This is a genomic window from Rothia sp. HMSC076D04 (assembly GCF_001814645.1).
GTDB lineage: Bacteria > Actinomycetota > Actinomycetes > Actinomycetales > Micrococcaceae > Rothia > Rothia mucilaginosa.
Genome location: NZ_KV817374.1, coordinates 288,737 through 315,172, shown reverse-complemented (window position 1 = coordinate 315,172; position 26,436 = coordinate 288,737). Strand labels below are relative to the sequence as shown.

Sequence of the window (26,436 nt, the reverse complement as noted above, 5' to 3'; positions counted from 1 at the left end):
ACTGCGGTTCTCTGACACGGCTCTCTGGCGCGGCTTACTGAGCGCTGCTTGATAGGCGCTGCTCGATAGGCGCTGCTTAAGCACGAGGGAGGGGCGGGTAGAAGAATGATCTTCTACCCGCCCCTCCCTGTGTGTTTGCGGGCTTGTATTTGCGGGGGTTTGCAGGACGCTTAGCCCCGCGACGCCTTACCGAGCAGCCTTACTGGGCTGCCTTGTTGCGGCGCTTCTGTTCACGCTTCTTCTCGCGGCGAGCCGCCCGCACACGCAGCGCACCGGGCGCCTTCACCGGCAGCAGCAGGAGCAGGCCCGCCACCACAACGATTAGAATACCGAGCACACCCCAAATCTGCGCGCCCATGATGCTCACACACAGACCGAACAGCATCGGAGCCAGGAAGCTCGTGGCACGACCGGTGGTCGAGTACAGGCCGAACAGCTCACCCTCAGTACCGGGCTCAGCCAGGCGAGCCAGGAACGTGCGGGACGCCGACTGCGCCGGGCCAACGAACAGACACAGCAGCAGGGCGCATACCCAGAACACGCCAGGCTGAGGGAAGAACAGCAGCGGGGTAGCCGCCAAAATAATGCCGACCAGCGAGATAACAATAATTGCCTTCGGGCCCAGGTAGTCATCCAGGTAGCCGCCCAGGATCGCACCAACCGCGGCGACAGCGCTACCGGCAATACCGAACAGAATCACCTCGGAGGTGCTGAAACCGAACGTGCCCGCCGCAAGAATACCGCCGAACGTAAAAATACCGGACAGACCATCACGGAACACCGCCGATGCAACCAGGAACCACAGGGTCTGCGGGGAGGTCATCTTCAGACGACGAATCGTGCGCCACAGCGCCTTATAGGAGGCGAGCAGACCGCCCTGACGAGCCGGGGAGAAACGCTCCAGACCCAGCTCCAGGAAACGCAGCTCGCGGGTGGGCAGCACCTCCGGCAGGAAGCGCTCGCGGGTGCGCATACGCACCAGCAGCGGCACGCAGAAGATGAGGCACCACGCGGCGGCGAACAGCGCGACCGCACGGATATTCAGGGCGTTCTCGGTGGTCAGGCCGAGCACTTCGGGGGTAAGCACAAAACCCCACAGCACCACAGCCAGCGCCAGGATGCCGCCAATGTAGCCGGCAGCCCATCCGGCGCCCGAAATCTTACCGATATTCTCCGGGTGGGAGATGCGCGGCAGTACGGCGTTATAGTTCACGTACGCGAACTCGCTGAACACGCTTGCCGCAGAAATCAGGGTGACACCCAGCCACAGGTACTGCGGGGTGGGGCCCACGAAGAAGCACGCCGCCATCGAAGCGACCAGCAGCATGGTGTTCACACCGAGCCAGAAGATGCCCTTGCCGGACTTATCGTTACGCTGACCGGTGACCGGCGCCAGAATCGCAATGAGGAACCCTGCAATGGTCAGACCCAGAGACAGCGCCGAGGAGGTCTCTTCGGGAGTGCCGAAATAGCTACTGGTCAGGTACACGGTGAAGATGAAGGTCATCATAATCGAGTCGAAGCTCGACGAACCAACATCCCACATGACCCAGGACGCGACCGAACGGCGGCTGTTCGCGTGGTCAACGACCCTACGCGGAGCCTTCGTCTTACGGCGGGGAGAAGAAATAGTCATAGTTGTGCTTTCGGATGCCGAGGTGGCGCTTCAGCGTAGCGGCGGCGTGAAACCTGCTGAAGTAGAGCGGGCGTGCTGAAGAGGGAACACCAGGCGGTACGTACCGAGTGGAGATACGTACCGCCTAGTTCATGAACTTTCGCGCGGAAGGCGCAAAGCCTTAGTTGAAGAAACGACGCTGCAGGCGAGCAATACCGAAGCTCACCACAGCACCCACGACGGAGGTCAGAACGGTCCAGAGGATGACCTGACGCAGGGTGTCTTCAGAGTCGTGGGAAATGGCGGGAGGCTGGTTGCCGGTAGCCTTGGTCCAGGCTGCGCCCAGACCCTTACCAACCAGGGCAGTAGCGCCCATGTTGATACCCGCAATGGCAAGCTTAGCGACGGGGTTCATGTGTATCTCCTTAGCTGTATACGATGCGGCGTCCTGCCCGTGAACCCCTTCGGGGTTGGGTGAGAAAAGAGCGCCACTCCCTAGCGTATAGGGTTTAAGGCGTTCGTGCCGCCTTGGAGCCGCTCCGTCCCAAAATTGTACACCGTGCAATTCTGTAATGTGGGCAGAAGAAGAAAACAAAAAGCGGCAAATTGGCACGAACAGCCAGACACGCCTACAATCGAACCTGGGCTTCCACCCGCACCACAACGGTACGGACAAGGAACCCCACAACGACAGGGGAGCGCCACCGAGGCGCTGAGAGTGCTAAGCAGACCCTCGAACCTGATCCGGTTAGTACCGGTGTAGGGAGTCGAATTTCTTCTCAATGCCCTCGTCCATTCAGAGGGCGAGGACATTCCCCTTCCAACGAAGGAAGGACCACCAATGTCGCAGAACGTAACCCCCGCCTCCAAGGCATCTAGCCAGGCATCTACCCAGGCAGAAACGAAGAAGCCGAACCTGCGCTGGCGAGTCAACGAAATCGTTATCGCCGCAGTCATCGCAGTAGCCTGCGCCGTCATCTTCTGGATCTGGGACATCGCAGTCGGCCCCGCCGCGAAAACCGCACTCGTAGCAGCACCCGAATTCCGCCCCATCGTCGCCGGCGCATGGCTGCTTGGCGGCACCCTCGGCGGCCTGCTCATCCGCAAGCCCGGTGCGGCACTCTTCGGCGAAATCGTCGCAGCATTCATCTCCGTACTCTTCACCGGCGGCGCGTGGAGCGGCGAAATCCTGATCGCAGGCTTCTTCCAGGGCATCGGCGCTGAAATCGCCTTCGCAATCTTCCGCTACCGTCGCTGGGACGCATTCGTAGCAGTCTTCGCCGGCGCGCTCAGCGGCCTGTTCATGGGCGTTAACGAAATCTTCATCTACTACCCCGACATGGAACCGGTCAAGGCAATCATCTACGTAGCGTGCGCCGTCATCTCCGGTGCAATCATCGCAGGCTTCCTCGCATGGATTCTCGTGCAGAACCTCGCCAAGACCGGTGTGCTCTCCTCGCTGGCATCCGGCAAGACCCGCCGCTAATCACCAGCAACTAGACACCCCTAGTCACTCACAACGAGTCACCACTCGGCACACTCAGCAGCCACAAGGCTAAGGAACCATTATGGAAGCAACACCGCGCGGGGCGCGCATCGAGCTCAACAACTTCAGCTGGCACCACCCCGGACGCCCAGAACCCGTCATCAGCGGACTCAACCTCACCATCAACCCCGGTGAAAAAGTCCTGCTACTGGGCACCTCCGGCGCCGGCAAATCGACGCTCCTGCACGCCATCGCCGGTGTGCTCCACGATGATGACGGCGAATCCGCCGGCGGCACCATCACCATCAACGGGCAAGCCCCTGCCGAAGCACGCGGCACCGCCGGCATGATGCAGCAGGACCCCGAATCCTCCATCGTCATGGCAACCGTCGGCAACGACGTCGCGTTCGGCCCCGAAAACCTGCGCGTACCCCGCGAAGAAATCTGGGGCCGCGTCACCGAAGCCCTCACCGCCGTAGGGCTCAACGACCTGCCCCTCGACCACCCCAGCAGCGCGCTGTCCGGCGGGCAGAAGCAGCGCCTCGGCCTGGCGGGCATCCTCTCGATGCACCCCGGCGCCATGATCCTCGACGAACCCACCGCCAACCTCGACCCCTCCGGCGTGCAGGAAGTACGCGACAGCATCCTTGCCGCCGCGCAAGCCACCGGAGCGACCCTGCTCGTCGTAGAACACCGCGTGAGCATCTGGGCGCCGCACATGGACCGCATTATCGTGCTCGGCGAAGGCGGCACCATCACCCACGACGGCGCACCCGACACCGTACTCACCGAAGCCCGCCGAGAACTCATCGACGCAGGCGTGTGGGTACCCAACTACGTGCCGCGTGCGCCGCAGACCGGTAATATTGCGGGCGGTGAAAACGAGGGCGGCGAAGCGCTACTCCGCGCCGAAAACCTCAGCATCACCCGCGCACAACCCACCCCCAAACAACGACGCGCACGCCGACGCACCATCAAACGCCTCGGCGACACCCCCGCACCCGCACCCACCGACCTGCCCGTACTGCGCAGCGGCATCAACCTCACCCTGCACGCCGGCGAACACCTCAGCGTGCTCGGACCCAACGGCGCCGGCAAATCAACCCTAGCCCTCACCCTCGCAGGGCTCCTCACCGCACCCAACGGCACCCTCACCGCCACCGACGCGCTCCGTAATTACGACGGTAACCACGGCGGCAACCACGGCGGCGAGCGCGCCCACTGGGACGTGCCCACCTGGACCCCCGCCCAAATGCTCAGCCGCATCGGCTACGTCTTCCAAGAACCCGAATACCAATTCATCCGCGGAACCGTACGCGAAGAACTCGAACTCGGCCCCCGCCGACTCGCCGCGCTCACCCGCGAACCCCTCAACGAAGACGACCTCGCAGCCCGCACCAACGAACTCGCGGCCCACCTACGCCTCAACCACCTACTCGACGCCAACCCCTTCACCCTCTCCGGCGGCGAAAAACGCAGGCTCTCCGTCGCCTCCGCGCTCGCCACCGCACCGAGAATACTCATTCTCGATGAGCCCACCTTCGGCCAAGACGCACGCACCTGGGCAGAACTCGTCGACCTCATCCGCGAACTCCTCGCAGGCGGCACCGCCGTCATCTCCATCACCCACGACGAAGACTACACCGCCGCACTCGGCGGCAACCACATCACCTTCGAAGCCACCACAACCCCCGGAAAGGAGAACGCATGAACACCGACTTCTTCGGCACCATCGACCGAACCAGCTACTTCAGCAACCTCAACGCCGGCGTAAAACTCATCGTCTCCTTCACCCTCATCATCGCCGCACTCATCGTGCGCGACCCCCTCACCTCCGGAATCCTCTTCGCCCTCGAACTGCTCGGATTCATCCTCGTCGGATTCCGACCCGTCAACGTCCTCGCCCGCTTCTGGCCCATCCTCATCGCCGTCATCACCACCGGCTGGTCCGTCGCCATGCTCAGCGCCAAAAGCGGCACCACCATCCTCGACCTCGGCTTCAACAGCATCACCACCGACTCCGCCGCCGTCGGCGCAGCCATGATGATCCGCTCCCTCGCCATGGTCCTACCCACCCTCGCATTCGTACTCACCACCGACCCGACCGACCTCGGCGACTCCCTCGCACAAACCTTCAAATTGCCCTCCCGGTTCGTGCTTGCCACCGTCGCCGCCCTGCGCCTCGTCGGCATCCTCTTCGCCGAATGGAACGCCCTCGGCCAGGCACGACGCGCCCGCGGACTCGGCGCAGGCCAATCCCTCGCTGGACGTGCACAAACCTTCGGCGGGCAAAGCTTCGCCCTGCTCGTGCAGGCTATCCGCCGCGGCTCCCGCCTCGCCATCACCATGGAGGCGCGCGGCTTCGGCGCAGGCGAACGCACCTGGGCTCGTGTGCCGTCCTATTCGCCGCGTGATGTGCACGTGAGCATTGCCGCCGCCGTCATTATCGCTGTTGCGTACGGTGCATCTATTGCGGCGGGTACAATCCAGTTCCTCTGGGGCTAGTTTGCTCTTGCTGTAGTTTGTTCCGTTTCTGGTTCCGTTTTCGTAGCTCTGCTTGGGAAGCGGTATACACCCTCGTTCCTACAGGGGACCCGTCCTCGCTTCGCTTCGGACACCCTGATGTCACTACGGGCGATACCGTCTTCCCACGCTGGGATACGTAGGTGCTCGCACTCTTCCTTCGCTCCTACAGGGAGGAGGGGTACCACATATTTCCTCCGCGCCTAGCCCCACTTGGGACATGAGTAGAGGGCGCCCGCACTCTTCCTTCGCTCCTACAGGGGCACCCGCCCTCGCAGAGCTCGGGCACCCTGATGTCGCTTCAGGAAGGTACAGACGCCTCCTGCCTATGGTCTGGCCGCGAACGTACAATAAGACTATGTCTAGTACCGTAATTCTTCTGAACGAGCAGAACCCGCAGGGCATCTTCGTTGACCCGTCCGTGCCCCTCATCAGCGTTGATGATCAGGGCTTCACCCGCGGCGACGGCGTCTTCGAGACCATGCTGTCCGTCAACCGTCGCGTGCGTAAGCTCGGCATGCACCTGTCCCGCCTCGAGTCGTCGGCGCGCATGCTGGATCTGCCCGACCCGGAACCCGAGATTCTGCGTTCGGCGGTGGAGCGCCTCATGCGTGAGGCGACCGCCGGTGCCGAGACTGCGCTGGGCGAAGAGCATATCGTGAAGATTATTATTTCGCGCGGCCCCACCCAGGCGGTGACCTCCATGCAGCCGGGCCCGTACACGCTGATTATGGCGTCGCCGGTGCCCGCATCCATCGTGAAGCGCCGCACCGAGGGCGTGAAGGCGATGCTGCTGCCGCGCGGCCACGAGCCGATGGACAACAGCGCCTACCCGTGGCTGCTGGCGGGTGCGAAGACCCTCTCCTACGCGGTGAACATGGCGGTCCTGCGATACGTGCAGGAGCGCGGCGCGGATGACGCTATCTTCATCACCGACGAGCGTCGCGTGCTTGAGGGCGCCACTTCTTCGGTGCTGGTCGCCAAGATTGAGGACGGCAAGAAGGTGCTGTACACGCCCGAGCCGAGCCACGGCATCCTGCCCGGTACCACGCAGGGTGCGGTGTTCGAGGCGGCACGCCAGGCCGGCTGGGAGCTGGGCTTCGGACCGCTCTACCCGCAGGATTTGTTCGAGTCGGACGGCGTGTGGTTGGCGTCGTCGGTGCGTCTGATTGCGCCGGTGACCCACCTGAACGGCACGGCACTGGCGCATGACCCGGAGCTGACCGCGACCCTGTTGAACTACCTGGCGCAACAGAGCTAAACGCGTAAAAAGGGACGGTATTATCCGAGCGAGGATAATACCGTCCCTTTGTGCTGTCTATGGTCAAGGGCAGGAGGTGCGTGTACCTTCCTGAAGCGACATCAGGGTGCCCGAAGCGAAGCGAGGGCGGGTGCCCCTGTAGGAGCGAAGGAAGAGTACGGGCGCCTCCCTAACTGCTACAGCAAATACAGCAAAGCCCCAGACGCGCAACCCTTAGCGGGTCGCCCATCCGGGGCTTTAGCTACACAAAAAACAACAGGTTAGTGGCCCGCCGGAGCACCCTGACCTTCACCAGCGCCGTGGCTCTTACCGTCAGCCGAGTAGTCCGAATCCTTACGCGGCGTAGTCCACAGCACCAGCGCCGTCAGGACCGCGAAACCCAGAATGGAGAAGCCCATCGGCAGGTACTCATGCTCACCAGCAAACGACACCAGCGGCGCCGCCAACGCACCCAGCAGAGCCTGAATCGTACCCATCACCGCCGACGCACTACCTGCCATGTGGCGCGCCTCGTTCAACGCCAACGCCGAAGCATTACCAAAAATCAGGCCGCACGAACTGGTCAGCAGGAACAGCAGAACCAGCGTCGGCACCAGCGAGATACCGATAAGGAAGCTAACCACCAGCAGCGAAGACACCACCAGCAGACTCACCACGCCAACATTCACAATGCGGCGCTGCGCCACACGGCCCACCAGCTTCGTCGCAATCGCACTGAACAGCACAATGCCAATCGAGTTCACACCGAACACGATAGTGAACTCAGTCTCGGACAAGCCCAGAATCTTCTGCAACACAAACGTCGAACCGGAAATATACGAGAACAGCGCACCAAACGCGAAGCACATCGTCAGCATGAAACCCAGGTAGCGGCGAATCTTGAAGACCTTCGGCAGCTCCGAGTACACGCTCAGGGCGGTGCCCTGGTAGCGTTCCTCCACCGGCAGGGTCTCCTTAATCACGAAGATCACGCCGAGCATCATGATCGCGGTAATCACGCCAAGCACATGGAAAATATCGCGCCAGTTACCCCACGACAGCACCCAACCACCAAACAGCGGCGCAAGCACCGGCGCGAAACCGTTAATCATCATCATGACGCCCATGAGCTTAGCGGTCGCCAGACCCTCAGTCGTATCAGCCACGATAGAACGCGCCAGCACCGCACCAATCGAACCGGTGAAGCCCATCATGAAACGCGCAAAAATCAGCAGCTCAATATTCGGCGCGAAACCACACGCCACCGTCGCCATAAAACAAACCACCGCACCAATCAGCAGCGGCTTGCGGCGGCCCGTCTTATCCGACAGCGGACCCACGACCAGCTGGCCGAGCGCCATACCCACCATGAACCCGCTCAACGTCAGGGATGCGTTCGTGCTGGTGGTGTTCAGATTCTCAGCGACTGCCGGCAGCGCCGCCAGGTACATGTCCGTAGCGAGCGGTGCGATAGCGGTCAGCAGCGCCAGAACAACAATGAAAAGGGGCGATAGTCCGAAGGAGGTCTTAGTCGACTTCGAAGACATTAGTCTTAGTTTTTCTTTCTGCGTGATGCGCGTGCAACGGCGCCTGCGGCTCTACAAGACGTGGATGCGGCGGTACCGGATCCGGGGATGAACTTGCGCAGGCTGGAAGCACAACTTGTCCACGGTAGCAGAATTGGGGGTGGCTTCGTAAGTTAAATGTTTGATATTTTTTTTGAGCTGGGTTGGGAGGGCTTGGGGAAGGTGCGTAGAAGGAGGCGGTGTCATCCACGCTCCTACAGGGGCACCCGTCCTCGCTTCGCTTCGGACACCCTGATGTCGCTTACGGATAACACCGCCCCTTGAGCGGCTTGGCTTAGCCTGCCGCTCAACCCCCAGCCCATGCAGAAATATTTGAGAAATATTCTTGAGAAGCATTGCTCGGGGCGACCGCATAACTTACGTTGGTCATACCACGCGATATGACCGGAGGGCCCCTCAGATGCGCAACCACTATTACAAATATTTGCTATGCATCCTGCTGCTCATAGCTTGCATCTTGCTCGTAATCCTCGCTGTGCTTTCTAGCAACAACCCAGGTAACGAAAAAGACGGCACCGCCTCCACTCACGCGCCGAGCAATACCTCAACCTACTGGGATAAAGACCGCATGGAATCCGCTAGCCCGGCTCCCATGCCTGAATAAAACAGCGCCTCAGTAAAACTGCCTCTAAATAGCCGTAGGGCCCAATGCTTCGAGATACACAAAGCATTGGGCCCTACAGTCTTGTAGGCGGCTACTACTGCGCCGCGCTGTCGTAGATGAAGTCCACGGTCGCGTAGTCCTCCGGGATCTCGGCGAGCAGCGCCTCCTCCTGCTCCGCCCAGCGTTCCCAGTGCGGGCGGAACGTGTCACCGTCACGAGCCATGGCGCGTTCGTAACGCACCTCATCCGGGGCGGTGGCGAGGATACGCACCTCGCAGGCGCCCGCAATCGCGCCGACACCCTCACAGATGATGACCTGCGTAGCCGCCGGGTCGACGGTGCGCACCTCACCGGGGGCGCCCGCCTCCCAATCCCACGGGGTGTAGGTTCCGGCAATGCCTTCGGTGAGCTGCACGGACAGCGCGTCCCACGCCTCCACGCCGTCGAAGAGGCCGTCCCAGCCGGGGTAGAAGTCGTCCAGGTGCAGCACGTGCACGCTGTGCCCTGCGGCGGTGAGCTCCTGCTCAAGCTGCGCGGCGAGGCGGGTCTTGCCGGTGCCGCTGCGGCCGTCAATGCCGATAATCAGCGGGATCTGCGCGAAGTCGGCAAGGAACTGCGCACGGAATTCGGTGAATTCGGCGGTGTCCATGTCAAAGTCGTTGCCGATGCCGTGCTCCAGGCGCAGCATGTCTTTGCAGAGCTCCAGGATTTCGGTGGTGCCGGTGACGCGGCGGTTCTGGTTCAGGGGAATACGCTGACTCACTGCGCGTCGCCTTCCTGCTTGAGGTGGTTGATGAGGCCGCGTGCGGCGGCGTCAATGAGGCCGGTGGTGTACACGAAGTCGCGTTCGCTACCGTACCAGGGGTCGTAGATGCCGAGCTGGTCCAGGTGGGTGGTGGTGACCTTCGGGTCGAAGCTGCGCATCATGCGGATCTTGGCCTTGTCGTCCTCGTTGCGGGCGAGGGCTTTGAGACGCAGGTAATGGGGTGCGTCCATGGCGAGGATGAGGTCGTTGCGGTCGAAGTCCTCGACGGTGAAGACGCTGGCGCGGTGCGCGGACGGGTCGATACCGCGGGTGGTGAGCTGCGCGGCGGCGCGCGGGTCGATGCGGTTGCCTTCTTCTTCGTTGCTGATGCCGCTGGAGGTGACGGTGACGGGCACGCCGGCTTCTTGGGCGTGCTGGCGGATGAGGTATTCGCCGACGGGGGAGCGGCAGATGTTGCCGGTGCAGACAGTCATGATTCGGTACATGGTTCTAGTGTATCGGTGGGGTAGAGGGTGTGGCACAGCCCCGCTGCATCAGAGGATACAGACGGGGCTGTGCTGGTGGGCTACTCCTGGTGATGGGGAGAGCGGCGAATTCTACAGCACGTGACACTCATATGGCTGTACTCCTGGGTTTGTTCATCCCATGAACCTGGGTCAAAAACTACGGTCCCGAAGGGGATGCTGAAGGTTTTATCCCCGAGCGTTGCACTACCAAGTTCAATAGGCTGGCTTCCGGAACGAACAGCGAAGTTGCTCTCTGTCCAATTGACTTGGTCAGAGAATCGGGCAGAGTCAGAACCCTCTGCAAATGTGGGTGCATACTTTTCGAAGTAGGAGCCCCCGAAGGTCAACCCTCCGGTGAAGGTTGCCTCCTGGAAGTGTATGTCTCCGCTGAAAGTTGTACATTCAAAGTGTGTACCTCGGTTGAAGGTCGCGAGTGCAAAGTATGCATTTCTGGTGAATGTTGCGCACGTAAAATATGCATTTCTGGTGAATGTTGCGCGCGTAAAATCTGCGGTTCTGCTGAAGGTTGCGTTCCGGAAACGTGCCTCTCCAGTGAAGGTTGCCGTCCAGAAGTTCGCGTCTCCGCTGAAATCCGTGTTCAAGAAGTCTGCGAATCTGTTGAAGGTCGCGTCTGAGAAATCTGCGGTTCTGCTGAAGGCTACGTCTACGAAGTATGCATATTCGTTGAAGGTCGTATATCTAAAATCTGTGTTTCCTGTAAAGATTGCGCCCGTGAAGTCTGCGTCTCCGGTGAACTTTGCGAATATGAAGTTCGTGTTTCCGTAGAATCGGGCAGAGCTGAATTGACCTTGTTCAATGGTGAGATTGTTCAGGGGATAGAAAATGGGTGCTCGGCTAAAATCGAACTTGAAGCCGCTCCATGCGCCGGATTTAACAGTTACCTTCTTGCTCTCGTCCACACTGACAGCGCTGCTACGTTTGCTCATCTCAACGAAGATAGTGCGACGTACGTCCTGTTCTTCGTGGAACTTTGCATAGTCTGCGGTGATGTCTTTAGGTTTTTCGTATTCACCAGAATCTTCGAAACGTTTAAGCAGGACCTGGAGCCGTGAAGATTCTTCTTCGCTGAGCTTCTCCGAATCTGTTTTCTGGAGCTTTTCTAGTTCCTTGCGGGTTTCGTATTCTTCAATTTCCTCTGCCAAGGGGAAGGGCGAACGAATGTAAGAGCAGAGGTTATTGATAATAACCTGCCCTTCTTTTTGTTGTTCTTTTTGTTCGAGGGTTTCATCAGCAAGCCACTCATCGACCAAGCCAACAAGGGTATAGATACCGCCCAGACGGACAGCTGCTTTCTCGTTGGCTAGTTGCTCTATGGCTTTGGCATAGCGGCTACGCCGTTCAGCGTGTACCTGGCGAATATGGTCACGTTCACTCTTGATGGCATCTTGTTCACGTTTTGCAGCCTCGTTCTTTGCATCCTGTTCATTCTTTTGAATATCAGCCTCGACCTTGCGACGGTCGACCTGGTTCTTCCAGCTGGTCTGCAAAAGAGTCAAGATGGCGATGATGCCACCAGTTATGTAGAGAATGTGTAGACGAAGATCCGCAATTGCTTTGCTTTCAGGGTACTTATTATCAGTGTCGCTAGCCGGGATAAGCAGACTTAAGAAACCCATAACGGGGCCCACGACAGGAATGTTGGATAAAGACTTCCATAGAGGAACTGTAAACGCCAGGAAGCCTCCAAGGCATCCGAGGAAGATGAGTATCAGGGAGAAATAACGAATATAAGGCGGCTCTTTTAGCGGGGTCTCATTGTTTGCCAAGACAATCTCCTGTCTTCATTGAGAGGAACGGTCACCTTTCAGCATAGTGCAAAGCTGCCTATCCTGCGCTTCTAACGGCCATGCACAAAGACCTCACCACATATTCAACGTGGCGGGGCCTTCGGGATATTACTGCGCAGGTTCACTGAGGCGGGTGTAGTCCTGTTTCTCTTCGTCCCAGGAATCAGGGTCGTACAGTACGGCGTCGAGAGGGAGAATGAATGTTTTGTTGAGAAGTTCAGCCGTGCCGCAGGCGAAGCTATGAGTACTCTTGGGATAAGTCTCAAATATGTAATCTTTTGAATCTGCATGTGCAGAGAACCGAGCTCTCCACAATCCTATATCTGACATAGATATAGCGAAGATTGGCTCAGAGCGATTGAAGCTTGACGACCCGAAATCCGCATTTTTAGTGAATGTCGCCCCCGCAAAAAACGCATCGCCGGTGAAAATAGCCCCGTTGAACTCTGCGGCGTTGGCGAATATTGTCTCGTTGAAATGTACGGTATCGGTAAAGGCAGTTGTGCTGAAGTCTACGGTGTTGGTGAATACCGCTTCGTTGAAGTTTGCAGTCCCGATGAAATCTGAATTAAAGAACTTTGCGTCAGTGTAGAACTTTGTCCCCGAGAAATCAGCTTTCTCAATTGTGAGGTTATTGAGGGGATAAAAGACTGGTGATCGGCTGAAGTTGACATCAAAATTACTCCACGTTCCTGGAATAATTTCGATTAACTTGCCATAATCATCCAAAATAGCCTCGCTACTACGTTTGCTCATTTCACCGAAGATAGTGCGGCGTACATCCTGTTCTTCGCGAAATGCTGTCCGGTCTTTGGAGAAGTCTCCTTCATAGTTATCAGGCTCTGAATCGCCCTCAAACATCTCTGCTTTTAACGCCAGAGGAAAGGGCGAACGAATGTAAGAGCAGAGGTTATTGATAATAACCTGCCCTTCTTTCTGTCGTTCTTCGGGAATGAGAGTGCCATCGGCGAGCCATTCATCAACGAGGCCCACGAGAGTATAGATACCACCCAGACGGACAGTCGCTTTCTCATCAGCTAGCTGCTCGACAGCCTTGGTATAGCGGCTTCGGCGTTCAGTGTGAACCTGGCGGATATGGTCGCGTTCGTTTTTCTCCGCGTCCTGCTCATTCTTCTTGATGTCGGCATCAATTTTGAGACGGTCACCCTGGTTCTTCCAATTAGTCTGCAGAAGAGTCAGAACCGCAATAATACCGCCAGTGATGTACAACAGATGCAGACGCAGCTGATCTGAACTGCCCGAGCTCATGCCGCAGAGCAACCACAGCATCCAAGGCAGAAGAATTGCAACCGCGCCGCCGCCCAAGCCGAAGCCAATGAGGAGCTTAGTAAAGTGCCGGATATACCAAGGATTCTCCTGAGCTTTCGGAGCTACCGGGTTTTCTGGAGCGGATGATGTGTTATTGCTGGGCACTAGGTTCTCCTGTCCTCTCTGATAGGAACGTTCACCTTCCAGCATAGGGTAAACCTGCCTGCCGTGAGTCGTGCCTGGTCAAACGCAAAGGCCCCGCCAGCGCTGGATGCACGGGCGGGGTCTGTGCATATGGTGTGTGGGAGCTTCCCCGACGGCGGGGGAGAGCTAGGTTTTACTGCGCAGGCTCACTGACGTGCGTGTACTCCTGCTTCTCTTCGTCCCAGGAATCCGGGTCGTACAGCACGGCACCGAGAGGCAGAACGAACGTTCTATTAAGAAGCTCTGCCTCGCCGCAGCTGAAACCGTGGGCGCTCTCGGGACGCGCCTCGAACAGGTAATCCTGCGGATCCGCCTGCGCAGAGAACCGTGCCCTCTGCAGCCGCCTATCCAAAGCCTCAAAGGACGGCTTAACATACATGAAGCTAGTCTGCCTGAAATCTGCCCGCTGACCGAACGTCGCATCCGCGAAGTAGGCGCCCTCAAAGCTCGCCCCGTTGAAGCTCACCTCCCGCGCGAACGTCGCCTTGTAGAAGCCGACATGCGCCGTGAACGTCGCCTTACTAAAGTCGGCATCCTGCGCGAAGGTCGCGTTACCGAAGTTCGCTCTCTGCGGGAAGTCCATCTCATAGCGCGTCCTCGGAAGCGCAATAAAAGACGCCCGGCTGAACGTGGCGTCGCCGTCGAACCGCGCCCCACCAAAATCCTCGTACTGTGTGAAGGACGCCCCGCTAAAGTCCGCCGCGCTCGCAAAGCGTACGTTGCTGAACATTGCGGACTGCTTGGTGGCTATTCCGGCAAAGCGCGCGACCCCGCCGAACAGCGACTTGGAGAACACCGCCGGACGGTTGAAGACCGACGCGGCGAAGTGTGCCTCATCGTGGAACGTGGAGGCGGTGAATACTGCCTTTCCGTCGAAGGTGATTGCCGCGAAGCTGGCTATGCCCGCGGTGTTTAAGCGTGAGAAGTCGGCATCGGATTTGAAGGTGGATACCGCGAAGTCAGCCGCAGCTGAGAAGACCGCGTCTGAGAAGTCGGCCTCGCCGGTGAAGGTTACGGTCGCGAAGCTTGCCGCGTCTGCAAAGCGCGCCCCGCTGAACCCTGCCGCGCCCGCGAAGTGTGCGGCGCTGAAGCCCACCCAGTCGTTGAAATTTGCGCTGTGGAAGGATGCGTCAGCCGTGAACTGCGCCGCGGAGAAGCTGGCGTCACCGTGGAAGGTTGCGCCGAAGAAATCCGCCGTGCCGTAGAAAGTTGCGGAGGCGAAATCGGCGTTCTGAAAGTACAGCTGCTGTAGCGGGTAGAAGATGGGCGCGCCACCAAAGTCGAAGCGCAGGCCAGCCCACATTGGTGATGACGGTGGCACCGCGTGCTGGCTTTCTCCGTTGCCTTCTTTGTTGCTCTCAGCGACGGCGGCGAGGCGGCGACTGAACTCCATGAAGACCGTGCGGCGCACTAGCTGCTCTTCGCGTAGTGCCTCCTGATCGCGCGTAAAGTCGCCTTCGTACCCTTCGGGGGTCTCGTCTGACTCTAGGATCTGCCGCTTTTGTGCGAGGGGGTAGGGCGTGCGGATGCACCCGGTCAGCGCGTCGATGATGGTCTGGGCTTCTTCGCGGCGTACCTGCCCGGGGAGGGAGGTATCGGTGAGCCATTCGTCTGCGAGGTTCGCGAGCGTGTACGCCCCGCTGAGGCGTACGGCGGGCTGCCCGTCGAGGAATTGTTCGAGGGCGTGCGTGTAGCGTTCGCGCCGCCCGGCCTGCTGGTTGTGCGCCGGGGTGTTTTTGCGTTGCCGCAGCGCAGTTAAGAGTTTGTTGAGGTTCATGGTGGTGTGCCCTTCCTGCTCCGGTGCTGGCTTATAACCAGCATAGGGGAGAGCCCCACCCTGGCGCGCTCGCGGTGGGCAAAAGAAGAAGCCCCGCCTGCACGAGAGAGGTGCAGACGGGGCTTCTAATTATTGGAAAACTTATTACGAGAAGTTTAGTTTCTATCTGATGTGTTCCATGAGTATGTATACATGTAGAAAGGAGGAGAATTTCTATATATGCATTTTCCTACCGTTAAATCATATCCATGTTTATTGTTATCAAATTTTTCAATGCGATAACCTCCTGGAATTTTAACTTGAGATTCTGCTAATTTATTTGGTTTTACCTTCCCATTCCCGACCTCTTCCCCATAACTATTTTTCTCTTGGTTGTATTCAGGAGTAAATATATGAACTGAATCCGGTTTTGATTCTACAATTACGCCGAAGGCAATAGAATTTTTTTCTTCAACGTTGTTGGAGAAAACACAGGAGTAGTCCGTCTCAATCGACCCCAGAGTGTCCCCGGGGTTTGTTATCATGTCGCTAAAACCTTTTGTTATATTTGGAATAAGCGCAGAACTGATCAATGATATTAAAAATGCAGATAATGTAGTCAGTATTAAGAGTGTTATTTTTTCTTTGCGAGTCCTTGAGCGTATCTCTGCCGTGCTTTTAGGTGTATATTTCTTATCTATGATATTTCTTAGGGAGATGCTACAGAGGGCAAACGAAATAAATATCGTTGCCAAGAAAAATATAATTACTTCTTTGTGTGAGAGAATTTTTAATATTTGATAGTTTATGAGAGCACAGAATGAAGTGAGAGCTAATGAAATAAAGGTTATCATAAAGTAGATATATTCCACTTCATTTTTTGCATTCCCATTTCTACTTCTGGGGAATATTCTTTCGACACTATTGACACATTGGGGGAGGAGGAAATATGGAATAGATGATATGTATCCCATTAATAGCAGAGAGAAGGCCATCGTCAGCCAAATATATTTGCTGTCCGTAAATTGAATTGCTGTAATTTGAATTGCAGTACTTAGATTGTTGTCTGTTACCTGCGTGTTGTGGATTAGCGCAAGTATAAATACTATAGATGCTGCTAAGGGTAGAAGTGGGAGTATTAGCTTTATGTGGGAGGTGATAGTTGACCGAGTGGATTTTTCCTCTGTAGGTAATATTATTCTCTTGGCTTTTTTACGTCGTTTGTTTTTGAAAATTTCTTCGATGATAATGATGATTGAAGTTGCAGTACTGGTGTTGAGCATAAGCGAAAAGAGAAGGAAAATGGGTAGTATGATTTTGGTGTCAGGGTCGGTAAAGAATTCTTCGAGAAATATTGGGGTTGTCTTTTGGGCGTATTGATCGTATAAAGCAGTGGAAAATGTGTCGGCTAAGAGGACGAAGAATGCTGCCACAAAGATGGTAATTGTAGCTGGGAATATAAATATTATGTAGTGTAAAGCCTGTTCTGATTTGGTGTAGGCCTCGCCTTTTCGGTCGTTAATTGCTTTGCGTAAAAAAATAGAAATTTTTTCGATGATTTTAAAAATCACAACGGTTGCAATGAAAAAAGCAGAAGTCGTAGTGATTACAGCGAGAAAACTAAGAGTAACAATATCTCCAATATATTTAAAATAGTATAGAGTGAATTGTGTGATAATTGATATTGTAATGAGTAATGTAGATATTGTTATGAGTGTTTTTTTTATGTTATTTTTGAAAATTGCCCAAATTGGATTGAAGAAACAGAGGGTGAAAATAGATAGGGAAATCATTAGATGGAATGTGGCTGACTGGGCGGCGGTTCGTAGGTTGGTAATTTTTGCCAAGTCAATGTTGGAGTATTCGCTAGAATTTGAGAATAGTTTTTGGCTCTCTTCTAGGTGATTATTGGAAATGTTGAAAATAACTAATAGATAATTTAGTGTGAATATTAAGGATACTGAGGCGATTGAAAATAGTATCCAGTGTACTATTGGGTCATCTGAAAAAATATTATCGAAATCTGTCTTTTTTCCATTTGAATTCTGGGGATTTGATTTTTCTTTCGGAGGGGTATTTTTTTTAGATTTTTGGGGCTGGTTCCCTGGTGGGGTGCTTTCTGCTGATGCTTTTTCTATGAGCAGGGGCGTGTTGGTAGTATCTTCGGTGCTTGTTGAAGTGGGGGTGGTAGCCTCCACCGCCTGTGAGGTTTTATTCTCTTTACTGGAATCCGGGTTGATGCTCCCTCCAGAATATGGACAAGCGGGAGGCAATGGGCCGTTATTTGTTGGCATCGTAATTTCCTGTCTACTTTGAGAGGATATGGTCGTATCCAGCATACGGCAGGCGGGTAGCCTCAAGCCACAGGTGAAGGTTAGAGAAATTGCGGGTCGGACAAGCAGAGATACCTTCATAAAATGAGCGATGGAGCTTGCAAGCAGGCCCTCTATATATAAGGGGAGTGAATCTCTGGTGTCTCACTGCACCTTTAGCAATACTGCCGGGGGCCTAGCCTTCAGACCTAAAAATCGTGCCTAAAAATCGCCCCGCACACCCTATATAAGGTGCGCCTAGACCCCCTCCGGCACCTCCCACATCCCAATTTTTAGGTTTTCCGCCCCTTTTTTAAAAATTTTTTTGCCCAATCGTCCCGGCACTGTCCGCCGTGCGCTGAATCGCCGCGCCGCACTCTCGCGCCACCCGAAAACCCCGGAATTTCGCGGCAAAACCGCCCGTCCGCGCCTAGTCGCCGCCCCCGCTTTCACCCGCAAAGCACCCCTCCAGAGCCCCGAAAAACCCACCCCTCACGCCCCTCCACACAAAAAAGTTGAGTAAAGTTCGCTCAACCCTATTGACACGCCCTTTGAGAGGGTGCATACTTGAGTACATGAGGCTCAAGGAGCCGCGCAGACCACCCCACACGGGGCGGCACGCGTAGCACCGACCGCCTCCAAAACTTTCAAACTAACCCGCCTCGCATTAGAAGAAGCGGGGCACTGATCACAAGGAGTGAATAAATATGGCACGTGCAGTAGGCATTGACCTCGGTACCACCAACTCTGTCGTTTCGGTTCTCGAAGGCGGCGACCCCGTAGTTATCGCCAACGCAGAAGGCACCCGCACCACCCCCTCCGTCGTCGCATTCTCCAAGGACGGCGAGGTTCTGGTCGGTAGCGTCGCAAAGCGTCAGGCAGTGACCAACGTCGACCGCACCATCTCCTCCGTCAAGCGCCACATGGGCACCGACTGGACCACCGAGATTGACGGCAAGAAGTACACCCCGCAGGAAATCTCCGCTCGTATCCTCATGAAGCTGAAGGGTGACGCAGAGGCATTCCTGAACGACAAGGTCACCGACGCCGTCATCACCGTCCCCGCATACTTCAACGACGCTGAGCGTCAGGCAACCAAGGAAGCCGGCGAGATTGCAGGCCTGAACGTCCTGCGTATCGTTAACGAGCCCACCGCCGCAGCACTGGCATACGGCCTGGACAAGGGCAAGGAAGACGAGCTCATCCTGGTCTTCGACCTCGGTGGCGGTACCTTCGACGTCTCCCTGCTGGAAGTCGGCAAGGACGACGACGGCTTCTCCACCATTCAGGTCCGCGCAACCAGCGGTGACAACCGCCTCGGTGGTGACGACTGGGACCAGCGCGTAGTCGAGTGGCTGCTCGCACAGGTGAAGGCAAACACCGGCGCTGACCTGTCCAAGGACAAGATTGCTCTGCAGCGTCTGCAGGAAGCAGCTGAGCAGGCTAAGAAGGAGCTGTCCAGCGCTTCTAGCACCAACATCTCCCTGCAGTACCTGTCCGTGACCCCCGAAGGCCCCATCCACCTGGATGAGAAGCTGACCCGCGCAAAGTTCGAGGAACTGACCCGCGACCTGCTCGAGCGCACCAAGAAGCCCGTGCTCGACGTAATCAAGGAAGCTGGCGTGTCCATCTCCGAGATTTCTGAGGTCATCCTGGTTGGTGGCTCCACCCGTATGCCCGCTGTTGCTGAGCTCGTCAAGGAGCTCACCGGCCGCGAGCCCAACAAGGGCGTGAACCCCGACGAGGTCGTGGCAATGGGTGCAGCACTGCAGGCAGGCGTGCTGAAGGGCGACCGTAAGGACGTTCTGCTGATCGACGTCACCCCCCTCTCCCTCGGTATCGAGACCAAGGGCGGCGTGATGACCAAGCTGATCGAGCGCAACACCGCAATCCCGACCAAGCGTTCCGAGACCTTCACCACCGCAGAGGACAACCAGCCCTCCGTGACCATTCAGGTCTTCCAGGGTGAGCGTGAGTTCACTCGCGACAACAAGAACCTGGGTACCTTCGAGCTGACCGGCATCGCCCCCGCACCCCGTGGCGTGCCCCAGATTGAGGTCACCTTCGACATCGACGCAAACGGCATCGTCCACGTCTCCGCAAAGGACAAGGGCACCGGCGCTGAGCAGTCCATGACCATCACCGGCGGTACCTCCCTCTCCAAGGACGACATCGACCGCATGGTCAAGGACGCAGAGGCACACGCAGAGCAGGACAAGGCACGCCGCGAGGCTGCTGACACCCGCAACGAAGCCGAGTCCGTCGCATACACCACTGAGAAGCTCCTGAAGGAGAACGGCGACAAGCTGCCCGAGAACGTCAAGACCGAGGTCCAGGGCGATGTCGACGAGCTGAAGAAGGCACTCGAGGGCGACGATGACGCAGCAGTGAAGTCCGCATTCGAGAAGCTGCAGGCATCCCGATCCAAGCTGGGTGAGGCACTCTACGCAGCAGCACAGGCTGAGGCATCCGAGTCCAAGCCCGCCGCTGATGAGGACGTTGTCGACGCCGAGGTTATCGACGAAGACGAGAAGAAGTAATCATGGCTGAGCAGGAAAACGTCACCCCCGACCCGCTGGAGGAGGCATTCAACGCCCCCGCAGCGGAAGGCCACCCCGAAGCTGAATCGGTCGAAAGCCCCGAGGAAGCTGCGGAAGCCGTCGAGGCTGAGCTCCAGGACGCCGTAGAAGCAGAATCTGCTGACGCGGCACTCGCCGCGGAACGCCTGGACTCCCTGCTTCGCCTGCAGGCAGAGTTCACTAACTTCAAGAACCGCACCGCTCGCGAAAAGGAGCAGCTGCGAGGCTTCGTAACCAGTGAACTGGTGACCGCGCTGCTGCCGGTGCTCGACGATATCGACGCCGCACGCAAGCACGGTGACCTGCAGGAAGGCCCCTTCGCCTCCATCGCTACCAAGCTCGAAGAGCTGCTCGGCAAGCAGGGCGTGGAGCGTTTCGGTGAAGTAGGCGACGCCTTCGACCCGAACATCCACGAAGCTGTTCTGCAGCAGCCCACCGACGAGGTGGCTGAGGATCATGTCTCCATGGTTCTGCGTTACGGCTACCGCGTGAACGACCGTGTGGTTCGTACCGCTCAGGTGGCTGTGGCTGTCGCACCGTAAGGTGACCGGCTAGGCATTGGCTGAATAACTAACGACGGGCGGGTGCTCTCCCTGGTGGGGGAGTGCCCGCCCTGTTGTTTGCCTGGGCTACTATGCCCAGCGTTGGCGCGGGTTTTGGTGAGCTGTGGTGGCGGTTAAGAGGCTTGTAGGGGCGCTATTTTTTGGCTCACCCCTTTCAAAATTGAGTCAAGTAGACTAAACTTTTATATAGAGCATTAAGACAAGCACGCGGTGCCCCTGCAAGCCGTCCCGTAACCGAGGAGGGCGGCGCATCACCGCAGAAGGAGAAACACAACATGGCAAGTGAAAACTGGCTAACCGACGACTTTTATAAGGCACTGGGTGTCAGCGAAGACGCAAGCGAAAGCGACATCAAGAAGGCGTACCGCAAGCTCTCCCGCAAGTACCACCCGGACCTGAACCCCGGCGACGCCGCAGCAGAGAAGAAATTCAAGGAAATCTCGGAAGCATACGACGTGCTCTCCGACAAGAAGCAGCGCGAAGAGTACGACCAGATCCGCCGCTACGGCGCATCTGGCATGGGCGGATTCGGCGGAGGTGGCTTCGGCGGTGGCAGCTACACCGGCTACCCCGGCGCGGACGCATTCGGCGGCTTCAGCAACGGCGGCGCAGGCATCAACATTGACGACCTGCTCGGCGGCCTCTTCGGCGGTAGCGCCGGTGGCTCCCGACGCTCCGCAGGCTTCACCAGCGCCGACTTCGGCGGCATGGGTGGCGGCGGTTTCGGCGGCGCACAGCACGCAGCCCCCGAAGAAAGCACCACCAGCACCCGCATCAGCCTCGCCCAGGCGTACACCGGCGCGACCGTGACCGTGTTCCTGCCGGACGGCTCCCACACCGAGGCACGCATCCCCGCAGGCATTAAGGACGGCCAGAAGGTCCGCCTGCGCGGCAAGGGCCTGCGCGGCGGCGACCTGAAGGTCACCGTGCGCGTCTCCGACGACTCCGTGTACTCGCGCGAGGGCAACAACCTGATTATGCGTGCACCCGTCACCCTCGCCGAGGCCGTCGACGGCGCAGTCATCGAGGTGCCCCTGCCCGACGCATCCACCGTGAAGTTGCGCCTGGCACCCGGTCAGGTCGGTCGCCGACTGCGCGCTAAGGGCCGCGGCTTCAAGGCTAAGGGCGGCGACGGCGACCTGCTGGTCATCCCCGAGATTGTACTGCCCACCGAGCTGAGCGCAGAGGCGCAGGAAGCATTCGATAAGTTCGTAAAACTGGCACCGCAGGAGAACCCGCGTAAGGATCTGTTGAAGAAGGCGAAGTAAACCATGGCATCTCGAGAATCATCATCTAAGTCCCGTAGCGGCAAGCCGTTGCACAGCGTGGACCTGCCGGTTTTCGTGATTTCTGTGGCGGCTGAGCTGGCGGGTATGCACCCGCAGACCCTGCGCCAGTACGACCGTATCGGCCTGGTCCAGCCTTCGCGTGCGCCCGGTAAGGCGCGCCGCTATTCGCAGCGTGACGTGAACCGTCTGCAGCAGATTCAGCAGCTCTCGCAGGAGGGCGTCTCCCTGGAAGGTATTCGCCGCATTATTGAGCTGGAGTCCCTCGTGGAGGAGCAGCAGGAGCAGATTGCGGCGCTGCAGCGTCAGGTTGAGGATGCGAAGGTGAAGTTGGGCTTGGCGGAGCGCGTGTTCGCTGCCGGTACCAGTGGCGATGTGGTGCATATTGCCCGCGGTACCCGCCCGGCGCCTCGTCAGCGTTCTTCGGCTGTGGTGTTGTACCGTCAGCATCGCCAGCCGGCTACGGCGGATGATACGAAGCCGCAGCGCTAAACCGGCTAAACCCGCTACACTGGGATAAACGGTTCGGCTGTTCTAGCCTATTTGCGCTGGTCGGCCACCCATATAGGCTTGTGCGTCTTTGTGTATACGCCGCGTGAGGGAGGTTGACTTCCTCCTCCTTGCGAACAAAGAGGACTCCTGCCAGCCGCATACCCTACAGGTATGCGGCTCTCGGTGGGTTAACAGCGTCAACAGCAACAGCACCCGCAAGCAGGCGTCTTACGTCCCTCTTCTGTTCGTTTAAACTCTCCGCAAGTCCTGCGGCGAGCATAATATTCACACACGCATTAGCATCTCGATCTAAGCGCATACCACACTTGGTACACGCCCATTCACGGATATTCAGCGGCTTTCTACCGCCCGGCTCACCACACACAGAACACAGCTGCGACGTGGGGGCAAACCGGTCAGCAAAGACCACCATGCGATGACGTTCATCAGCCTTCTCTTCTATCAGACGGCGTAATAAACCCCATGAGGCATCCAATACCGACTTACCTAAACGGGTACGCGACAGACCAGCCACATTCAGGTTCTCCAGGGCGATGACTTGGTTCTCGTCCACCACCTTGTTTGCTACCTGATGCGCGTAATGGCTCCTTGTATTGCGTACCTTGGCGTGAGCTTTGGCTAGGCGGATGCGTTGCTTTTCGTAGCGGTTGCTACCGCGCTTTTTACGGGAGAGCTGACGTTGAAGCGTAGCAAGACGTGCCGCTGCCTTCTTTAAAGGGCGGGGGTTCTCAAAGAACACCCGTTCACCCTCAGAATTGACAGCTACGGCCAGGCGATTCAGGCCTAGGTCAACACCGACAGCGTATGCAGAAGGCTCCGGTATCTGAATATTTTCAGCAGGCACATCCACAACAAATGAGACATAGTACTTCCCATCCGGCTCACGAATGAGTGTGACTGAGGATGGCTCAGCAGGTAGAGGGCGTGACAGCACGAACCGCACATTTCCAATTTTGGCCAAGCGCACAAAACCGACTCGATGAGTTGTTTCATGCACTATAAACCCGGAGTTCTTCGTAAACCTTGCTGACTGGCGGTGACTGCGCTTTTTAAAGCGCGGTGCATGAGCGCCGCGTTTACCTTTGCGCTGGCCAGTGACAGTAGCAAAAAAAGCCTTATAGGCTTTATCCAAGTCACGTAAGGCTTGTTGTAGGGGTACGGAGGAGACCTCACTCAGCCAGAATCGTTCCTCGGTTTTCTTTAACGCAGTCAGGCGTGCGGACAGTTCAGCGGCTGAAGGTTTAGTGCCGGTGAGCCGGTAGGTCTCTAGTGCGTGGGCTAAAGCGTCGTTGTAGGTTACGCGCACGCATCCAAAGAGTCGGGCAATAGGTTCGACCTGGCCCGGTTTTGGGTATGCGCGGTATCGGTAACGCTTCAACATAACATCTCCATTATATACTTGGTGTCATGGCAGATAATGCAGACATTCGCACTGGAAGACAAGCTATCTGGGATCTTCATGTCCAGTTGGTGTTTGTAACTAAATACCGTCGATATGTCTTCACAGATGACATGTTGAAAACCTGTGAAAACATCATGCGGGACGTATGTAAAAACTTCGGCGCAACCTTGGAAGAGTTCAGCGGAGGGGCCAATCACGTTTACTTGCTGGTGGGATACCCTGCAACAGTTGCTGTTTCCAAGTTGGTCAATTCCCTCAAAGGTGTTTCCTCGCGTATCTTACGGCGAGATTACGCGGATGAGATTGCCCCTTACCTGTTGGATGGGCATCTGTGGTCACGCTCGTATTACGCAGGCTCTGCTAGTGGTGCTCTATCGCAAGCCGCGCTAACCGGCTACACTGGGATAAACAGCCCGGCTGTTCTAGCTTGTCTAGGCTAGTCAGCTACTTATATAGACTTGTGCGTCTTAGCGTCATACGAAGCGAGGGAGGGTAGACCCCCGCCCCGCATGCACTTGGACCCACACACAAGGAGGTGAGGCTCCCCGAACGAACGGGGAGCCTCACCTGCTTGGTTATATAGTTGGAGATAGCATAGTTGGACTAACAAGTTCGGGGTATTGAGATGGAAGAGGGGTTGGCAGAGTGAAAAATTTGTTCGTCTGGAACACCTTTATGCAGTGGAAGCCAGTAGCTATCAAAGAGCAGAAAGTTACTGAGAATCAGGCAGGGTCTGGCGATGCAGCAACTGATAATAATCGGGCACCGGCTGAGGCCCAAGCACCAGCTCCGGTTGAGCAGGGCGTGAGTTATGAGGAGAGATGGAGACTTGTTCAGTACTTCTCCGATTGGATTAAAAATGCTGACGTAAGAATCCAGATGCTGTTGGCCGTCCAGGGCTTTATCGTAGCGGCTTATGGCTCACTCATCCCTGCTATGGATAAAAATAATAGCTTTTGGAATTTATGGACGTATTTTTGGGTAGTTTCATTTGTTGTTAGTGTGATTACCTCTTTCGGGATTGGATTTCTTCAGTTTCCTAATAGAGAAGTTGGAGGAGCTGAAGGAAACGTATTTTTTTATGGGTCATACGAAAATAGTAACCAAAGATATATTTTGAAAAATGTTTCATTCGATAAAAGGGATGAATATCTCAATGGTCAACTAGTGAAGCTTGCAAATATTGCAAATACTAAATTTAAAAATGTCCAGAAACTTCAGACCTCAGTATTTTTAAGTTCGCTCTTCTTGGTGCTGTCAGCGACTGGATTTATCCCATGGATTTCTACAATTTTCTATGAATGGCCGGTATGTTCTGCTCTGGTTATTGCTCTTGTAATTAGTGTTCTTGTAATTATTGGTCTTTGGATGTCATATAAAAAGAAAGTGAAGTAGGCTTGATTAGTGCTGATTATGTAGATAATAGGTCCATCGATTCTGGAAGGGCTGGGGGTGGATTTCACGCTATATTGGTATGTGGTGTTGATATTAGTGAATCAACTGCTTTAAAAATTAAGTATCCTATTTCTGGTGTCGGCGTAATATCAACCTTTATGGAAAGCTTCGATAAAGGTCTGAGGGAGTCGAATCATCAGGTTGAATCTGGCGTCGATACAGGGTGGTTCTTATGGAGAGTCAGGGGCGATGAGCTGGTGTATCTCCGAACCATACCTATTGGAGACGACGGCAGGCCTGAACCGGTAGCTATTGGAGAGGCATTGCAGCAATTTATTGCATCTCTTGAATCAGTTTCTCCCAGTCAGATTCCTGGTTCGTCATACACCCTAAAACTGCGTAGCTACGCTTTTCTTCTTCATTCGCAAGGGAACCCCTGGGATTATCGCTGGAATCTTATGCCTAAGGATTGGAATAACAATCTAAAAGGTAAGGAGGATTTAAAAAATCAGGTAGGAAGTTTGGGTATTGGAAGTTTCGCTGACCTAAAATCCTTCAGTGATTGTAGAATTAATCTCCGAGAGATTCAAAAAGACTATTTTATAGATTTTATCGGAGCTGATGTTGATCTTGGATTTAGGGTTGCAGAGCAATCTGAGGCACATCGAATGATTCTATCGCCCTATTTGGCTTATCTTGTAATGGTGGGTCTTGAAAAAAATAAGATAAGTCCATTTAGTATATATTCTATGGGAGAACGTGAGCTAAAAGGGTGCACCATTAAAGAAACTGGTCTTGTTGAGTACCCTCTGTATTATGTCCCTATAGGAAATTTCTCGATTCTTGAAGAACTTACTGGTGCACCCATGCAGATTAATATTTCGAAAGAAATAAAGAAGCTGGAAGAGTTTGAAAAATCTAGAAATGACTCCTACCGATTTATCTACGAGAAGGCTTTGAAACATGCGTCGGCTGATGAATCATAGGGTTTAGCTATAGAAGAATCCGTATATGAACAAGGAG

21 protein-coding genes and 1 riboswitch are annotated in these 26,436 nt (G+C 56.1%); of the genes, 11 read left to right on the top strand and 10 right to left on the bottom strand.

Annotated features, from left to right (window positions below; translation table 11 throughout):
• Positions 1-199: 199 nt before the first annotated feature.
• Together HMPREF2980_RS09110 and HMPREF2980_RS09105 are read right to left on the bottom strand one after the other, a co-directional pair.
• Positions 200-1,636, bottom strand: a complete 1,437-nt coding sequence (locus tag HMPREF2980_RS09110) for an MFS transporter (RefSeq protein ID WP_070691524.1) — start codon at positions 1,634-1,636, stop codon at positions 200-202.
• 160 nt (positions 1,637-1,796) lie between these two features.
• Positions 1,797-2,030 carry a DUF4235 domain-containing protein gene (locus HMPREF2980_RS09105; RefSeq protein ID WP_049347564.1) on the bottom strand — a complete coding sequence of 78 codons (234 nt, stop codon included), beginning with the start codon at positions 2,028-2,030 and terminating at the stop codon, positions 1,797-1,799.
• A gap of 267 nt (positions 2,031-2,297) precedes the next feature.
• Positions 2,298-2,398, top strand: a riboswitch (TPP riboswitch).
• A 58-nt stretch (positions 2,399-2,456) separates the two neighbouring features.
• Between HMPREF2980_RS09105 and HMPREF2980_RS09100 the strand changes: the two genes are divergently transcribed.
• From HMPREF2980_RS09100 to HMPREF2980_RS09085, 4 genes are all read left to right on the top strand, one after another.
• Positions 2,457-3,101: an ECF transporter S component gene (locus HMPREF2980_RS09100; RefSeq protein ID WP_070687993.1), complete on the top strand. Its 645-nt coding sequence runs from the start codon at positions 2,457-2,459 to the stop codon at positions 3,099-3,101.
• A gap of 82 nt (positions 3,102-3,183) precedes the next feature.
• Entirely contained in the window at positions 3,184-4,812 is a 1,629-nt protein-coding gene (locus tag HMPREF2980_RS09095) for an ABC transporter ATP-binding protein (protein WP_070691521.1), read from the top strand.
• A complete protein-coding gene (locus HMPREF2980_RS09090) occupies positions 4,809-5,606 on the top strand; it encodes an energy-coupling factor transporter transmembrane component T family protein (RefSeq protein WP_049328094.1) in 798 nt (265 codons plus the stop codon). The genes HMPREF2980_RS09095 and HMPREF2980_RS09090 overlap by 4 nt, the downstream gene beginning before the upstream one ends.
• A 376-nt stretch (positions 5,607-5,982) precedes the next feature.
• A complete protein-coding gene (locus HMPREF2980_RS09085; RefSeq protein WP_005509006.1) occupies positions 5,983-6,885 on the top strand; it encodes an aminotransferase class IV in 903 nt (300 codons plus the stop codon).
• A gap of 260 nt (positions 6,886-7,145) precedes the next feature.
• Here the strand turns inward: HMPREF2980_RS09085 and HMPREF2980_RS09080 are convergent, their stop codons facing one another.
• The 7 genes from HMPREF2980_RS09080 to HMPREF2980_RS09050 all read right to left on the bottom strand — a co-directional run bounded on the left by HMPREF2980_RS09080 (position 7,146) and on the right by HMPREF2980_RS09050 (position 17,657).
• The gene (locus tag HMPREF2980_RS09080; protein ID WP_070691518.1) at positions 7,146-8,411 is read right to left on the bottom strand and encodes a multidrug effflux MFS transporter; all 1,266 of its coding nucleotides are present in this window, start codon (positions 8,409-8,411) and stop codon (positions 7,146-7,148) included.
• A gap of 737 nt (positions 8,412-9,148) precedes the next feature.
• Positions 9,149-9,817 carry a nucleoside/nucleotide kinase family protein gene (locus HMPREF2980_RS09075; RefSeq protein WP_070691515.1) on the bottom strand — a complete coding sequence of 223 codons (669 nt, stop codon included), beginning with the start codon at positions 9,815-9,817 and terminating at the stop codon, positions 9,149-9,151.
• A complete protein-coding gene (locus HMPREF2980_RS09070) occupies positions 9,814-10,293 on the bottom strand; it encodes a low molecular weight protein-tyrosine-phosphatase (protein ID WP_246823713.1) in 480 nt (159 codons plus the stop codon). Before HMPREF2980_RS09070 ends, HMPREF2980_RS09075 begins: the two co-directional genes overlap by 4 nt.
• A 92-nt stretch (positions 10,294-10,385) precedes the next feature.
• Complete coding sequence (locus HMPREF2980_RS09065) at positions 10,386-12,113, bottom strand: pentapeptide repeat-containing protein (protein ID WP_070687411.1); 1,728 nt, start codon at positions 12,111-12,113, stop codon at positions 10,386-10,388.
• 129 nt (positions 12,114-12,242) lie between these two features.
• Positions 12,243-13,568: a pentapeptide repeat-containing protein gene (locus HMPREF2980_RS09060; RefSeq protein WP_236146156.1), complete on the bottom strand. Its 1,326-nt coding sequence runs from the start codon at positions 13,566-13,568 to the stop codon at positions 12,243-12,245.
• Between the two features lie 172 nt (positions 13,569-13,740).
• Positions 13,741-15,384, bottom strand: coding sequence for a pentapeptide repeat-containing protein (locus HMPREF2980_RS09055; RefSeq protein ID WP_070691507.1), 1,644 nt, complete (start codon positions 15,382-15,384; stop codon positions 13,741-13,743).
• 155 nt (positions 15,385-15,539) lie between these two features.
• Positions 15,540-17,657: a hypothetical protein gene (locus HMPREF2980_RS09050; protein WP_141755956.1), complete on the bottom strand. Its 2,118-nt coding sequence runs from the start codon at positions 17,655-17,657 to the stop codon at positions 15,540-15,542.
• 725 nt (positions 17,658-18,382) lie between these two features.
• Here HMPREF2980_RS09050 and dnaK point away from each other — a divergent pair.
• The 4 genes from dnaK (at position 18,383) to HMPREF2980_RS09025 (ending at position 22,595) form a co-directional block, all read left to right on the top strand.
• The gene (gene dnaK / locus HMPREF2980_RS09040) at positions 18,383-20,215 is read left to right on the top strand and encodes a molecular chaperone DnaK (protein WP_070691500.1); all 1,833 of its coding nucleotides are present in this window, start codon (positions 18,383-18,385) and stop codon (positions 20,213-20,215) included.
• A 2-nt stretch (positions 20,216-20,217) separates the two neighbouring features.
• Positions 20,218-20,796, top strand: coding sequence for a nucleotide exchange factor GrpE (locus HMPREF2980_RS09035; RefSeq protein ID WP_070691498.1), 579 nt, complete (start codon positions 20,218-20,220; stop codon positions 20,794-20,796).
• A 296-nt stretch (positions 20,797-21,092) separates the two neighbouring features.
• Positions 21,093-22,085, top strand: a complete 993-nt coding sequence (locus HMPREF2980_RS09030) for a DnaJ domain-containing protein (RefSeq protein WP_005508991.1) — start codon at positions 21,093-21,095, stop codon at positions 22,083-22,085.
• Positions 22,086-22,088: 3 nt separating this feature from the next.
• The gene (locus tag HMPREF2980_RS09025) at positions 22,089-22,595 is read left to right on the top strand and encodes a heat shock protein transcriptional repressor HspR (RefSeq protein ID WP_070678678.1); all 507 of its coding nucleotides are present in this window, start codon (positions 22,089-22,091) and stop codon (positions 22,593-22,595) included.
• A 163-nt stretch (positions 22,596-22,758) separates the two neighbouring features.
• On the opposite strand, the gene HMPREF2980_RS09020 is transcribed toward HMPREF2980_RS09025, so the two are convergent.
• The gene (locus tag HMPREF2980_RS09020; protein WP_049346853.1) at positions 22,759-23,997 is read right to left on the bottom strand and encodes an RNA-guided endonuclease InsQ/TnpB family protein; all 1,239 of its coding nucleotides are present in this window, start codon (positions 23,995-23,997) and stop codon (positions 22,759-22,761) included.
• Between the two features lie 26 nt (positions 23,998-24,023).
• Between HMPREF2980_RS09020 and tnpA the strand changes: the two genes are divergently transcribed.
• The 3 genes from tnpA (at position 24,024) to HMPREF2980_RS09465 (ending at position 26,399) form a co-directional block, all read left to right on the top strand.
• Positions 24,024-24,458, top strand: coding sequence for an IS200/IS605 family transposase (gene tnpA, locus HMPREF2980_RS09375; protein ID WP_239663332.1), 435 nt, complete (start codon positions 24,024-24,026; stop codon positions 24,456-24,458).
• A gap of 205 nt (positions 24,459-24,663) precedes the next feature.
• On the top strand, positions 24,664-25,413 hold the full coding sequence (locus HMPREF2980_RS09015) for a Pycsar system effector family protein (protein ID WP_049346851.1): 750 nt from the start codon (positions 24,664-24,666) through the stop codon (positions 25,411-25,413).
• Between the two features lie 2 nt (positions 25,414-25,415).
• Positions 25,416-26,399, top strand: a complete 984-nt coding sequence (locus HMPREF2980_RS09465; RefSeq protein ID WP_141749087.1) for a hypothetical protein — start codon at positions 25,416-25,418, stop codon at positions 26,397-26,399.
• Positions 26,400-26,436 lie beyond the last annotated feature (37 nt).

Bases quoted from the DNA above. Each gene is read 5' to 3' on its own strand.
- HMPREF2980_RS09105 (WP_049347564.1), bottom strand. From the start codon at position 2,030: ATGAACCCCGTCGCTAAGCTTGCCATTGCGGGTATCAACATGGGCGCT.
- HMPREF2980_RS09055 (WP_070691507.1), bottom strand. From the start codon at position 15,384: ATGAACCTCAACAAACTCTTAACTGCGCTGCGGCAACGCAAAAACACC.
- HMPREF2980_RS09080 (WP_070691518.1), bottom strand. From the start codon at position 8,411: ATGTCTTCGAAGTCGACTAAGACCTCCTTCGGACTATCGCCCCTTTTC.
- HMPREF2980_RS09110 (WP_070691524.1), bottom strand. From the start codon at position 1,636: ATGACTATTTCTTCTCCCCGCCGTAAGACGAAGGCTCCGCGTAGGGTC.
- HMPREF2980_RS09100 (WP_070687993.1), top strand. From the start codon at position 2,457: ATGTCGCAGAACGTAACCCCCGCCTCCAAGGCATCTAGCCAGGCATCT.
- dnaK (WP_070691500.1), top strand. From the start codon at position 18,383: ATGGCACGTGCAGTAGGCATTGACCTCGGTACCACCAACTCTGTCGTT.
- HMPREF2980_RS09070 (WP_246823713.1), bottom strand. From the start codon at position 10,293: ATGACTGTCTGCACCGGCAACATCTGCCGCTCCCCCGTCGGCGAATAC.
- HMPREF2980_RS09020 (WP_049346853.1), bottom strand. From the start codon at position 23,997: ATGTTGAAGCGTTACCGATACCGCGCATACCCAAAACCGGGCCAGGTC.
- tnpA (WP_239663332.1), top strand. From the start codon at position 24,024: ATGGCAGATAATGCAGACATTCGCACTGGAAGACAAGCTATCTGGGAT.
- HMPREF2980_RS09025 (WP_070678678.1), top strand. From the start codon at position 22,089: ATGGCATCTCGAGAATCATCATCTAAGTCCCGTAGCGGCAAGCCGTTG.
- HMPREF2980_RS09030 (WP_005508991.1), top strand. From the start codon at position 21,093: ATGGCAAGTGAAAACTGGCTAACCGACGACTTTTATAAGGCACTGGGT.
- HMPREF2980_RS09035 (WP_070691498.1), top strand. From the start codon at position 20,218: ATGGCTGAGCAGGAAAACGTCACCCCCGACCCGCTGGAGGAGGCATTC.
- HMPREF2980_RS09090 (WP_049328094.1), top strand. From the start codon at position 4,809: ATGAACACCGACTTCTTCGGCACCATCGACCGAACCAGCTACTTCAGC.
- HMPREF2980_RS09095 (WP_070691521.1), top strand. From the start codon at position 3,184: ATGGAAGCAACACCGCGCGGGGCGCGCATCGAGCTCAACAACTTCAGC.
- HMPREF2980_RS09085 (WP_005509006.1), top strand. From the start codon at position 5,983: ATGTCTAGTACCGTAATTCTTCTGAACGAGCAGAACCCGCAGGGCATC.
- HMPREF2980_RS09050 (WP_141755956.1), bottom strand. From the start codon at position 17,657: ATGCCAACAAATAACGGCCCATTGCCTCCCGCTTGTCCATATTCTGGA.